Below are 12,842 nucleotides of genomic sequence, written 5' to 3' on the forward strand. Positions count from 1 at the left end.
ACAGGGTGGCACTGCGGGATTTACTTAAGGAGGCAAAGCAAAGCGGCAGGCTCGAGGCCGCGGAGCAGCCAACAGGACATTGAGCCCTTTCAATTTCCGGTCCGCGATGGACCGGGCACAGACGGGGCCGGCGACGTCAGAGTCTTCTGAGACCGAGACTCTCCCCCCAGCCGTCGCCGGCCCTCTGTTCCCTCGGCTGAAGCCCGGGGCAGCGGTGGCGGCGGCCCCTCCCGGGCGGCCGCCACAGCCGTGTGTGGGACAATTGGGTGTCAGACATTGACAGCCCAAGGAGTTCGTTTTGGCCTTAGTATCAACGCCAGCCACGCTGGAACGTGCCGTACCTGTCATGGACAACGCCGAGGTGCTGCGAATCCGCAACGACTTCCCGGTCCTCAACCAACTGGTCAACGGACAGCCCCTGGTCTATCTCGACTCGGGCGCCACATCGCAAAACCCCGTGAGCGTGATCGAGGCCGAACAGGAATTCTACGAGCAGCGCAATGCCGCTGTTCACCGTGGCGCCCACCATCTTGCCGTGGAGGCCACCGAAGTATTCGAGGACGCCCGGCAAACCATTGCGGACTTCATCGGCGCGGACTATGCGGAGACGGTTTGGACGTCCAACGCCACAGAAGGACTGAACCTTCTTTCCTATTCACTTTCCACTGCCGGGCTGTGGGCCGCCCAGGGGCGCGGTGACCAGGGGCTCAAAGACCTGGCCCTGAAGCCGGGCGACGAGATTGTGGTCACCGAAATGGAGCACCACGCCAACCTCATCCCCTGGCAGGAACTGGCGTTCCGGACCGGGGCCACGCTGCGCTACATCCCCATTGACGATCAGGGCAGCCTCCGCATGGACCAGGCTGCGGCAATCATCGGCCCGCGCACCAAGGTCCTGGCCTTCACGCACGCTTCCAATGTCCTGGGGATCATCAACCCGGTTAGGGAACTGACGGCCCTCGGCCACACCGCAGGCGCCCTGGTGGTCCTGGACGCCTGCCAGTCCGCCCCGCACCTGCCCCTGGACGTCAAGGAACTCGGGGTGGATTTTGCGGTGTTCTCCGGCCACAAGATGCTGGCTCCCACGGGAATTGGCGTGCTCTATGGACGGCAGGAACTCCTGGATATCCTGCCGCCGTTCCTGACGGGCGGATCGATGATTACCACCGTCACCATGGAACGGGCCGAGTACCTTCCGGCGCCCCAGCGCTTCGAGGCAGGTACGCAGCGCATTTCCCAGGCAGTGGCCTTGGCCGCCGCTGCCAACTACCTCACGGAAACCGGACTTGACCGGATCCACCGGTGGGAGGCCGAACTGGGCCAGCGCATGGTGGCCGGGCTCGAAGGCATCTCCGGCATCCGGGTCCTGGGCCCCGCCGCCGGGAAGGAACGGATCGGCCTCGCCGCGTTCGACGTCGAGGGTGTCCACGCCCACGACGTGGGGCAGTTCCTGGACTCCCAGGGAATCGCCGTCCGTGTAGGACACCACTGCGCCCAGCCGCTGCACCGCCGGCTCGGACTGACCGCCACCACCCGGGCCAGCGCCTACCTGTACAACACCACTGACGACGTGGACCGCTTCCTTGAAGCCGTTGCCGGCGTCCGGTCCTACTTCCGCGCCTAGCGCAGACCATGAAAGTTGACACATGAGCCTTGACCAGCTGTACCAGCAGATCATCCTGGACCATTCCAAGGCCCGCCACGGCAGCGGGCTCGCCGCCACCGACGCACCCCAGGGCAGCTCCACCGGCCAGTCACACCAGCTCAACCCGGTGTGCGGGGACGAAGTGACCCTCCGGCTTGCCGTCCAGGACGGCAAGGTGGCCCAGATTGCCTGGGACGGGGCCGGCTGCTCCATCTCCATGGCCTCCGCCTCGGTCCTCACCGACCTCGCCGAGGGCATGTCAGTGGCGGAGCTGCATGAGGTTATCGACAGTTTCCGGGAAGTGCTGCGCTCGCGGGGCAAGGTCCATGCCGATCCTGAACTGCTGGGTGATGCGGCAGCGTTTGAAGGAGTGGCCCGCTACGCCGCCCGGGTCAAGTGCGCCATGATTTCCTGGGTCGCCGCCGAGGACGCCCTCAACCAGGCAGCCTGAGCAGCACAGCAAACAGCCCGGGTCCTCCCTCAGCAGAAGGAAGGCCCGGGCTGTTTCGTGTTCGTGGTCAGCCCAGCAGGCCGAGGAAGCCGATCACGGCAGTGGCAAGTCCCAGCACCATCGAGATGCTCACCAGCACCACATGGACGGTCAGGAACTTCGTTGCCTTGCCGGCGGCGTCGCGGGCACGCGGATCCTTCATGACGCGGCGCAGGAACTGCGGCCAGACCACCAGGGACCAGACGCCGGCGACGATGAGGACCAGCGCAGCGAAGACCGGAAGCTGCATGGGCTAGTGGCTTTCCAGCCAGGCCTGGGCCTGTGCGGCCTGCAGGTTCAGTGCCTTGGCCACCATCGGCTCGGCCGCATCGGCGATCTTGCCGCCCAGGAACGGGACGGAGGACTTCACGGCGCCCTCCAGCTCCACTCGGGTTCCGCCGGCGTCGGCCACGAGCCGCTGGACGGCGGTGACATCCACGGGGGCGCCGGCGATCTTCAGCGAGATGTTGCTCTGGCGTGAGCCGTCCGCGGCGGGGGCTTCCCAGTTTTCCACCTGGGTCACCTTGAGGTGCTCACCAACAAACTTGCGGGCGATCTCAGGGAGCCGCGTGGTGGGAAGGGTGCGCACGGACGTGGTGTTGAAGGCTCCTGCAATGTCCCCGTCAAGGGTGAAGGACTCCAGGCTGCCGCCCACCAGCTGGCTGACGTGGCGCTGGAAATCCTCGTTCACCAGCACAGCGGCAACGCTGTCAACGGAGTGCGGAAGGGTGGTGGTTGCGCTCAGCGCCATGGGTCCTCCTGGGACGTGGGGAAAGGATTTACGCCTCCAACATCCTACGGGGTTACCCCGGCCCGGTCCGCATCGGCCAATTTCTGCGCCGCCGCTGTGATGTTCCGTGCCATGGCCGGGAAGATCAGGCTGTGGAAGGGAAGCACGGCCAACCAGTAGAGCCGTCCGCTCAGGCCTTTGGGGAAGAAGATGGCGCGCTGCCGGTACCGGCTGCCGCCGCCGTCGGGCTCCACGGACAGCTCCAGCCATGCCCGTCCCGGTGCCCGCATCTCAGCCCGCAGCCGCAGCAGCTTTCCGCGCTCGATCCGCTCCACCCGCCACCAGTCCACCACTTCTCCGGCTGCCAGCGTGTGGGGGTGCCGGCGGCCCCGCAGCAGCCCGGCGCCGCCCGTGAGCTTGTCCAGCCACCCCCGGACCTGCCAGGCCAGGGGCAGCGAATACCAGCCGTTGCGCCCGCCGATGCCCTCGATAATGGTCCAGACATGTGCCGGGTCCACGTCCCCGTGGAAGGTCCGCTCGTCGATGTACACCTTGTGCCCTGCCCACTCGGGGTCGCTGGGAAGGGGATCGGAGTCGGCGCCGGCGCTGGCCCAGGTGGTTTCCACCTGGCCGTCCCGCTCCTTGCCCAGCGCCAGGGCCACCGCCGTCCGGTAGGGGGTCAGGCCACCGTCGGGCTGTGGAATGTACTGGTCGATGTCATGCTCGTTGGACACCGCGTCATGCTGCAGCGACTGCACCAGGGGCACGGCCATGGAGAGGGGAATGGGGGTGGTCAGCGCCACCCACATGCCTGCCAGCTTGGGCGCCGGGACCGGCAGCGCCAGCACCACCCGGTACGGCAGGCCCGCTTCCGCGGCATACTCCTTCATCATCCCCGCGTAAGTGAGCACCTGCCGGCAGCCGATGTCGAAGGTCCGGTTGATCGGGCCTTCGAGCGAGGCGGCGGACACCAGGTAATACAGCACGTCCCGTACGGCAATGGCCTCGATCCTGTTGCGTACCCAGCTGGGAGCCGGCATCAGCGGCAGCGTTTCGGAGAGGTGGCGGATCATCTCGAAGGAGGCGGAGCCGGACCCGATCACCACCCCGGCCTGGAACACGATGGCGTCCACCGGGCTGTCAAGGAAAACCTTGCCCACTGCTTCCCGCGACCGCATGTGGGTGGAGAGCTTTACATCCTGGGGGTGCAGCCCGCCCAAGTACACGATCCGGCCCACCCCGGCGGCGGCCGCCGCCTCCGCGGCGGTGGCAGCCATCGCCTTTTCCTTCGCTTCGAATCCCGCGCCCGCGGCCATGGAGTGCACCAGGTAATAGAAGACGTCGACGCCGGCCAGGGCTTCGCGGAGGGCATCGCCGTCGTCAAGGCTGCTTTCCACCACCTCCACTTTGTCGCGCCACGGGACCCCGGCGATCTTGTCAGGGGAGCGGACCAGCACCTTCACCTGGTGGCCTGCCTCCAGCAGCCGGGGTACAAGCCGTCCGCCGATGTAGCCGGTGGCACCGGTGACAAGGACGCTCTTTGGTGTTGCGTGCTTGGGTGTTGCCTGGGCATTCATATCGGTCATGCTTGCTCCTGTTCGTCCTGGCACCTGGCGGTCGTGGCCCGATTCGTCCCTGGTGGTTCGGAGCGGCGGCCCCCTCCGGACTGCTGCACCGGCCAAAATACTGTGACCAAAATACCCAGGCCCAAAGCGCCCACGCTACAGCGCCCGTGCCCTGCCACCCTGCATGTATTCCCGCCGGGGTTGGTGCCGCGCTGCCATGTCGTTCCTGCGCGGTAGGCTGGGAGTACCCGGGATTCGCAGCGAATTTCGGGCTTTCGTGTTGCCTGCTTGTCCTTGATGAACACCACAGGAGCTTTCACCATGAGTCTTCCCGGCCAGTCCGCAGCCGGCCCATCCAGCACGGGCACCTCCAGCACTCCTTCGTTGGACGGACTGCGCCGCGCACTTGAGCCGGATACGACCTTCGCGCGCGTCCGCGCCGAGGCCGCCCGGGGCTTTGCCGTCCGCGGCCAGGATTACCAGATCAGTGCTCCGGCCGGCCTGCGCCCGGTGCTGTTGGCCGAGATGGCGGACGGGCTTGCGGCTGCCGCCCAGGCAGAGAACCCGGACGGCGCGGGCCCGGGCGTAGTGCTGGCGGTGACGGCGACAGGCCGCGAGGCAGAAGACCTGTCCGCCGCCCTGCGCGCCTACCTTCCGGTGGATTCCGTGGCGGAGTTCCCCAGCTGGGAGACCCTCCCGCATGAGCGGCTTTCGCCCCGCTCGGACACGGTTGGCCGCCGGCTCTCCGTTCTGCGTCGGCTGGCACATCCGGAAAGCTCGACGGCGGGCCGGCTGCGCGTCGTCGTCGCGCCCGTCCGCGCCGTGGTCCAGCCGGTGGTGGCCGGCCTGGGCGACCTGGTTCCGGTCACGCTGAAGGTGGGCCAGGACGTTCCGTTCACCGACGTGGTGAGGAGCCTGGCCGACGCCGCATACGCCCGGGTGGACATGGTGACCCACCGCGGCGAGTTCGCTGTCCGCGGCGGCATCATCGACGTCTTCCCGCCCACCGAAGACCACCCCATCCGCGTGGAGTTTTTCGGCGACGAGGTGGACCAGATGCGATGGTTTGCCGTCGCCGACCAGCGCTCGCTGTCCGCACCCGGCATCCACCACCCCACGGAACTGCACGCCCCTCCTTGCCGTGAAATCCTCATCACCCCTGCCGTGATGTCCCGCGCCGCCACCCTGAAGTCCCAGCTTCCTGCCGCGGCGGACATGCTGGAGAAGATCGCCGGCGGCATCGCCGTGGAAGGCATGGAATCCCTGGCCCCGGTGCTGGTGGATGCCATGGTGCCGTTCGTGGACCAGCTGCCGGCCGATTCCATCGCCGTGGTGATTGAACCGGAGAAGGTGCGCACCCGCGCCCACGACCTCGCTGCCACCAACGAGGAATTCCTTGAGGCGGCGTGGTCCACGGCGTCCGACGGCGGGGCGGCACCTTTGGACCTCAGCTCCCAGGCCAGCGCGGCGCTTCATTCGGCCAGCTTCCGCTCGCTGGCCGAAACCCGTTCGTCGTCCCTGGCGCACGGGGTGTCCTGGTGGTCCATCACGTCCCTGGCGCAGGACGCGGAGTTGCTGCCCGAGATCGACGTGCTGAATCTGCACGCCCGGGAGCCCCGCGGCTACCAGGGCGATGTGGCGGAAATGATGGATTTCATTGGTTCGCACGTCCGCGACCAGTGGCGGATCGTGGTGGCCACCGAAGGCCCCGGTCCGGCCCAGCGCCTGGCCGAGCTGTTCCACGAAAACGATATCCCCTGTGCCCGGGTGGACAGCCTTGACCACGAACCCCAGCCGGGCATCATCGAGGTGACCACTGCCGCCGTCGGCCGTGGTTTTGTCCTGGACGGGCTCAAGCTGGGCCTGCTCACCGAAGCCGACCTGCTGGGCCGCACCTCCGCCGGGTCCACCAAGGACATGCGGCGGATGCCCTCCAAGCGGCGCAACGCTGTCGACCCACTGCAGTTGGTGGCGGGGGACCATGTGGTGCACGAACAGCACGGCATTGGCCGGTTCGTGGAACTGATCCAGCGCAAGGTTGCCGGCGGTGGCGACGGAGTCCGCGAATACCTGGTGCTGGAGTACGCGCCGGCCAAGCGCGGCGGGCCCGGCGACCGGCTGTTCGTGCCTACGGACCAGCTGGACCAGGTGACCCGTTATGTTGGTGGCGACACCCCGGTGCTGAGCAAGATGGGCGGCGCGGACTGGGCCAGCACCAAGTCAAAGGCCCGCAAGGCCGTCAAGGAGATCGCCGGCGAACTGATCCGGCTGTACTCGGCCCGCATGGCCTCCCGCGGCCACGCTTTCGGCCCCGACACTCCGTGGCAGCGCGAACTGGAGGAAGCGTTCCCCTATGTGGAAACGCCGGACCAGCTGACCACCATCAACGAGGTCAAGGCTGACATGGAGCGGGAGATCCCCATGGACCGGCTGGTGTCCGGCGATGTGGGCTACGGCAAGACCGAGATCGCGGTGCGGGCCGCGTTCAAGGCGGTGCAGGACGGCAAGCAGGTGGCCGTGCTGGTGCCCACCACGTTGCTGGCCCAGCAGCACTACGAAACCTTCACCGAACGGTTCTCCGGCTTCCCCCTGCGGGTGAAGCCGCTGTCCCGGTTCCAGACGGCCAAGGAAGCGAAGGAAACGGCGGAGGGCGTCAAGAGCGGCGCCGTGGACATCGTGATCGGCACGCACCGGCTGCTGGCCAAGGACTTCGAGTTCAAGGACTTGGGCCTGGTGATCGTGGACGAGGAACAGCGGTTCGGCGTTGAGCACAAGGAAGCGCTGAAGAAGATGCGCACCAACGTGGACGTCCTGGCCATGAGCGCCACCCCGATTCCCCGCACCCTGGAAATGTCCCTCACGGGCATCCGCGAAACCTCCACCCTGGCTACTCCGCCGGAGGAGCGGCACCCGGTGCTGACCTACGTGGGCCCGTACACGGACAAGCAGACCTCCGCCGCGATCCGCCGCGAGCTGATGCGCGAAGGCCAGGTGTTCCTGGTGCATAACCGGGTGTCCACTATTGAGCGGACCGCGGCCAAGATCCGCGAACTGGTGCCCGAGGCCCGGGTGGAGGTGGCGCACGGCAAGATGTCCGAGAGCCGCCTGGAGCAAATCATCGTGGACTTCTGGGAGCGGCGCTTCGACGTGCTGGTGTGCACCACCATCATCGAGACCGGCCTGGACATCTCCAACGCCAACACCCTGATCGTGGACGGGGCGGACAAGTACGGCCTGTCCCAGCTCCACCAGCTTCGCGGCCGTGTGGGCCGTGGCCGCGAACGCGCCTATGCGTACTTCCTGTACCCCTCGGAAAAACCCTTGGGCGAGGTGGCGCTGGAACGGCTCAAGGCCGTTGCTGCGCACAACGAACTGGGTGCCGGCATGCAGCTGGCCATGAAGGACCTGGAGATCCGCGGCGCCGGCAACCTGCTGGGCGGTGAACAGTCAGGCCACATCCAAGGGGTGGGCTTCGACCTGTACATCCGCCTGGTGGGCGAAGCCGTGGCGGACTTCCGCGGCGAAGCCGAAGAAAAGGCCGCGGAGATGAAGATCGAGCTGCCGGTCAACGCGCACCTGCCGCACGACTACGTTCCCGGCGAGCGGCTGCGCCTGGAGGCCTACCGGAAACTCGCGGCCGCCCTCACCAACGAGGCCATCGATGAGGTGCAGGCAGAACTCGTGGACCGCTACGGCGAACTTCCGCTGCCGGCCCAGAACCTGGTGGCCGTGGCACGGTTCCGGGTCGGTGCCCGCGAAGCGGGCCTGTCCGACGTTGCGCTCCAGGGCAACTTCATCAAGTTCTCCCCGGCCACGCTGCCGGAGTCCAAGACCTTGCGCCTGAACCGGATGTACCCGGGCTCGCAGTCCAAGCCTGCCCTGGACGCGGTGCTTATTCCGAAGCCCAAGACGGCGCGGATCGGGGGCCGGGACCTGCAGGACGCCGAGATCCTGGAGTGGGCCAACGGCGTGATCCGGAACATCTTCTCCGATGCCCCATTGGCGGTGAGCTAGCACTTGATGGGAGGACACCACGCCGCGTCGGGAGCCGCGGCGTGGGTAGCTGTTGCGTCCACCGGCCCCTACACCCTGGGCTGGTACCCGCTTGATCCCACCGGGATCCTCATCGGCGGCATGACCACTGCCGGCACGGCCCTGGTCTGCGACTGGGACCACCGTTCAAGCACGGTGGCCCATGCACTGCCGCCGCTGTCCAACGCGATAGCGCGCGGCATTGAAAACGCCAGCGGCGGCCACCGGCAGGGCACGCATTCCATTCTGGGGGCGGCGGCGTTCGTATTCCTGGCCGGCCTGGCATCCCAGGTCCACATGGACACCGGCTGGGGCCGACTGTCCGTCGGCGCCGGCCTGCTGTGCATGTTCCTGATCAACATCGCAGCGAAGGCGCTGAAACTCTTTCCCAAAAGCGGCTTTATCTCGAACTGGATCTTCGCGTTGGTCATGGCCGGCCTGGTCACCGTCTACGCGCCGGAGCAGTGGACATGGCTGCCCACCTCGATGCTGATCGGGGTTGTGGTGCACATCGTGGGCGACCTCATCACCACCGGGGGAGTGCCGCTGCTTTGGCCTCTGGTGGTCCGGCCACCCAAAATGCTGCGCCGCATGCCCCTGCTGCGGAACGTATGGCGGGCCAACGGCGCCTTGTCCGTACCCCTCCTGGGGCGGGCGGGTTCCAAGCGGGAGTGGCTGGTGCTGATCCCGGTCAGCGCCTACGCGATGGTGGGCATGACGATGGCCGGGTGGGCCATCGCCCAGCACCACTGGGGCCGTGTGGCCGCTGCGGCGGGTGCTTGGATCAGGCTCTGGTTCTAGCCGCCAAACAGCTGATACTAGAACGGACCCCGGACGATGCGTCCGGGGTCCGTACTGATGTTGCTGCCTGTCCCAACTGGGTGGCAGTACTTGTCGTTATGAAGCCTCAAAACGACAAGTACTGCGAGCTACTTGGGTTAGTGCTCGCCGGCTGAGTCAGAGCGGCCGAAGATGGTCTGCGGCAGCCAGAATGCCAGGGCGAAGAGGACCAGGCAGACGGCCATCGGCCAGGGGTTGCCGAGGCTGAGGAAGGACAGCGAGTAGATGGAGCCCAGGAACAGGGCGAAGCAGATCACAAAGAGGACAATGCTGCCCGCGAGGGTGTTTTCGTTCTGCGGGGTACGGACATGTTCCTGGCTGGATGCCGTGTCCCGGCTGGACGGGTTGATCTGGCTGGACATGTGTTCCTCCTCGGCCCCGCGGGGCTTGGTCTGTGGCGGCTTCCGGTTCCGGTCAGTAGGCGGCTGAACCCTGTTCACCCTTGACAATGGCAATTCCGGAGCTGGCACCAATTCGTGTTGCACCTGCTGCAATCATAGCCTGCGCGTCGGCCAGGGACCGTACGCCACCGGAGGCCTTGACCCCCAGGTCAGGGCCTACTGTCCTGCGCATCAGGGCTACGTCCTCCACGGTGGCGCCGCCGCCGTTGAAGCCCGTGGAGGTTTTCACGAAGTCTGCTCCACCTTCCACCGCCGCCTGGCAGGCCAGCACCTTTTGCTCGTCCGTCAGGAGGGCAGTTTCGATGATGACCTTCAGGATGGCCCCGCCCGCATGCACGGTCTCGGCCACACCCGCGATGTCGTCGGTCAAGGCACCCTTGTCGTTCGCCCGTGCGGCGGCGATGTTGATCACCATGTCCACCTCGTCGGCGCCGTCCAGCACCGCACCGCGGGCTTCGAACGACTTCACGTCCGTGGGTGTGGCCCCCAGGGGGAAGCCCACCACGGAGCAGGTGAGGACGCCCGAGCCCTTGAGCGCTTTGGTAACAGCCTTGACCCAAATCGGGTTCACGCATACGGACTTGAACTTGTACTCGGCCGCCTCTGCACAGACCTTCAGCACGTCAGCTTCCGACGCTTCGGGCTTGAGCAGCGTGTGGTCGATGTAGGAGGCAATGTTCGCGGCCCCGGCCGCCTCAGGGTTGCCTGCGTGCACGGTGGCTTCGTTGCTCATGATGGTCCTCTCGAAGGGCCTGGCGGCCGGCGTTGACTCGGTTTCGGAAACCATCTTGTCACAGCGGCGCGCACCCAAAGCAGGCACCAGCATGGAGGCACTGCCGGCAGGTGACCTGTCAGGCAGCCGCCTGCAGGTGACCCCGTCAGGCAGCCGCCTGCAGGGCGGGCGCAGCCGAAGCGGCCGACAGGAGTTGCGTTGCACAGGTGCCCGCCGCCGAAGCGGCTGCCACCAGCAGCCCCAGCCGCACGCCGTCGAACGCTGCTGCGTCCCCGATCGCCCAAATCCCCGGCACCGAGGTGCGGTAGTCGCGGCTGATGACGATGCCGCCAGCTGCCGCCGTCTGCAGGCCTGCGCTGGCCGCCAGGCCGTCCCGGGAGACGCGCTCCTCCGCTAAAACGACCAGGTCCCCGGTCATGCTGCTGCCGTCTTCGAAGACCACCGCGGATGCGGATACGCGGGAAGCTGGACCGGACACGACGGCAGGGACGATGGCGGCCGGCCGGGCGGTGGTGCGGATGGGACGTACGCCTTTGGCCCGCAGGACTGCCTCGGCCTGTCCTGCCGCCGCACCGGTCCCGACCAGGATTCCCACGGGGCGCCTGCCCAGCTCCCGGGCCACCTTCTGCACGCCCTTTGCGACGCGTGGTGCGTCGTCGATGGTGGCATAGCTCAGGCACTGCGCGGCGCCCTCCACCGGGCTGGCCACGGGGGCTGATCCGGTGGCAATCACCAGCTGGTCGTAGGCGAATTCCATGCCGTCAGCAGTGGCCACGGTGCGGTTGGCAGCGTCGATGTGGCTGGCGGGCTGGCCGAACCGGACGGAGACCTGGGGGAGCATGGCCAGCTCCAGCAGTTCCTCGGGGGCGTCGTCGCGGTTGCTCAGTACGGTGATGGTGCCGGTGAACCGGGCCCGGTCCAGTTGCGCCACCAGGGCCTGGGCAGCGGGTCCGGCACCGGCGATGACGATGCGGGTTGCGGTGGATGAGGACTGGGAGGGTGCCGGAGCGGACATGTGCTGGCCCTTTCGCTGGCGGCCGCCGGGCGGCCGGAACTCTGTGATGAGACCCAGCGTAGGCTTGCGCTTTTTCCGGCAGGTTTCCCCGCAGTTGCTGTTTCAGGGCCCTGTGTTCGCCAGTATTTACCGGCCGGTAACACAACCCGTGACACACCTCTCATCCGGCGGCCGCAGGACACATTCCGCCCCGGCGGCACCCCTCGAAACCGGACTAGACGCGGATCCGGTACCCGCGCTTGACCACGGTCTCAATAAGCCTGCCGTCCGGCAGCGACGAACGCAGCCTGCTCACCGTCATGTCCAGCGCGTGCACGGATCCCCGGAGTTCCAGCAGGTCGGAGAGCGATTCACGGGACAGGACTGCGCCGCCTGCACCCAGCAGGGCGCGCAGGAGCAGCAGGGGAGCGGGCGCCAGTTCCACCTGCTGGCCATCGATGCGGAGGCAGCGGCCGCGGAGCTCGATGTTTCCGGAGCGCGTCTCCAGCCGGCGGACGTGGTTCAGCGCAAGGTGCTCGCACACCAGGCGGATGAGGGCGCCCATGCGGAAACGTTCGGGGATCAGCGGTGTGATGCCGGCGTCCAGGAGCGGCTGCGCGGTCACGGGACCCACCACGGCGGTGGTGACGTTCAGTTTCAGGCTCTCCACCAACTGCTTATACAGGCCCATCTCGTGCGCGGTGCTCCACATGGCATCGACAGCGGGGGCGCTGGTGAAGGTCAGGACGTCGAGGTTTCCACTGCAGGCAGCCTCGATCAAGCGGGGCAGCCGGTCCTCGCCGTCGGGTTTCACCCAGCGGTACGGCGTGACGGTCAGGACCGTGGCGCCGGACATCCGCAGCCGCTCGATCTGCCGCACGTCGGTGTAGCCGTGCAGCTGCATGGCGACAGTTTTGCCGCGGACGCCTTCAGCAAGCAGCATGTCCACCAGGGTGGCGGTGGTTTCGTCGCTGCTGATGCCGACGTCGGCAAGGCCGGCTGCCCGGACGGCACCGCGAGCTTTGGGTCCCCGGACGAACATGCGGCAGTTCCCGAGGGTTTCCAACAGTTCGTCGCCGATGCCAAAGGAGTCCGCGGCCTCGCACCACCGGCGCATTCCGTAAGCGGTGGTGGCGATACAGAGGTCCGGCTTGGCTGCGATGATGGCCCGGGTGTCTTCTATGAGGCGCATGTCCTCCTGGACGGGAGCGATCTTCAGCGCCGGCGCGTGCAGGACTTCGGCGCCGCGGCGTTCCAGGGCCTCAATGAGGTCCCGGGACCGCCGGTCAGAGGTGACGCCGATACGGAACCCCTCCAGCGGCGACTCGGCGGCATCCGGAGCAGCTTCTGCCTGCGTTGGTTCGGCCTGCGTCTGTTCAACCGGTGCAAGTGCAGTCATGGGGGTCAATCCT

General features: G+C 67.1%; 11 protein-coding genes. 4 read left to right on the top strand and 7 right to left on the bottom strand.

Annotated features, from left to right (window positions below; translation table 11 throughout):
• Nucleotides 1-298: 298 nt before the first annotated feature.
• A complete protein-coding gene (locus LFT44_RS05940; protein ID WP_236801745.1) occupies nt 299-1,624 on the top strand; it encodes a SufS family cysteine desulfurase in 1,326 nt (441 codons plus the stop codon).
• 22 nt (nt 1,625-1,646) lie between these two features.
• Entirely contained in the window at nt 1,647-2,096 is a 450-nt protein-coding gene (sufU, locus tag LFT44_RS05945; RefSeq protein WP_236801746.1) for a Fe-S cluster assembly sulfur transfer protein SufU, read from the top strand.
• 67 nt (nt 2,097-2,163) lie between these two features.
• Here sufU and LFT44_RS05950 read toward each other — a convergent pair whose 3' ends face one another.
• From LFT44_RS05950 to LFT44_RS05960, 3 genes are read right to left on the bottom strand one after another with little or no spacing between them, the layout of a single operon-like run.
• Complete coding sequence (locus LFT44_RS05950) at nt 2,164-2,385, bottom strand: SCO4848 family membrane protein (protein ID WP_236801747.1); 222 nt, start codon at nt 2,383-2,385, stop codon at nt 2,164-2,166.
• Nucleotides 2,386-2,388: 3 nt separating this feature from the next.
• Entirely contained in the window at nt 2,389-2,886 is a 498-nt protein-coding gene (locus LFT44_RS05955; RefSeq protein ID WP_142130626.1) for a DUF2505 domain-containing protein, read from the bottom strand.
• A 44-nt stretch (nt 2,887-2,930) separates the two neighbouring features.
• Entirely contained in the window at nt 2,931-4,451 is a 1,521-nt protein-coding gene (locus LFT44_RS05960) for an SDR family oxidoreductase (protein ID WP_236801748.1), read from the bottom strand.
• Between the two features lie 300 nt (nt 4,452-4,751).
• Here LFT44_RS05960 and mfd point away from each other — a divergent pair, with 300 nt between their 5' ends.
• Together mfd and LFT44_RS05970 are read left to right on the top strand one after the other, a co-directional pair.
• Nucleotides 4,752-8,444, top strand: a complete 3,693-nt coding sequence (gene mfd / locus LFT44_RS05965; RefSeq protein ID WP_236801749.1) for a transcription-repair coupling factor — start codon at nt 4,752-4,754, stop codon at nt 8,442-8,444.
• 6 nt (nt 8,445-8,450) lie between these two features.
• Complete coding sequence (locus LFT44_RS05970) at nt 8,451-9,263, top strand: metal-dependent hydrolase (protein WP_236801750.1); 813 nt, start codon at nt 8,451-8,453, stop codon at nt 9,261-9,263.
• A 137-nt stretch (nt 9,264-9,400) separates the two neighbouring features.
• Here the strand turns inward: LFT44_RS05970 and LFT44_RS05975 are convergent, their stop codons facing one another.
• The 4 genes from LFT44_RS05975 to LFT44_RS05990 form a co-directional block, all read right to left on the bottom strand.
• Nucleotides 9,401-9,664, bottom strand: a complete 264-nt coding sequence (locus tag LFT44_RS05975; protein WP_236801751.1) for a hypothetical protein — start codon at nt 9,662-9,664, stop codon at nt 9,401-9,403.
• Between the two features lie 52 nt (nt 9,665-9,716).
• Nucleotides 9,717-10,436 (bottom strand): deoxyribose-phosphate aldolase, encoded by a 720-nt coding sequence (deoC, locus tag LFT44_RS05980; protein WP_236801752.1) that lies wholly within the window; start codon nt 10,434-10,436, stop codon nt 9,717-9,719.
• A gap of 145 nt (nt 10,437-10,581) precedes the next feature.
• On the bottom strand, nt 10,582-11,451 hold the full coding sequence (locus LFT44_RS05985; protein ID WP_236801753.1) for an FAD-dependent oxidoreductase: 870 nt from the start codon (nt 11,449-11,451) through the stop codon (nt 10,582-10,584).
• A 214-nt stretch (nt 11,452-11,665) separates the two neighbouring features.
• Nucleotides 11,666-12,829, bottom strand: a complete 1,164-nt coding sequence (locus LFT44_RS05990) for a uroporphyrinogen-III synthase (protein WP_236801754.1) — start codon at nt 12,827-12,829, stop codon at nt 11,666-11,668.
• Between the last annotated feature and the right edge of the window lie 13 nt (nt 12,830-12,842).

Origin of the sequence: Arthrobacter sp. FW306-05-C (assembly GCF_021801725.1) — a bacterium.
In the GTDB taxonomy this organism is placed as follows: Bacteria; Actinomycetota; Actinomycetes; order Actinomycetales; family Micrococcaceae; genus Arthrobacter.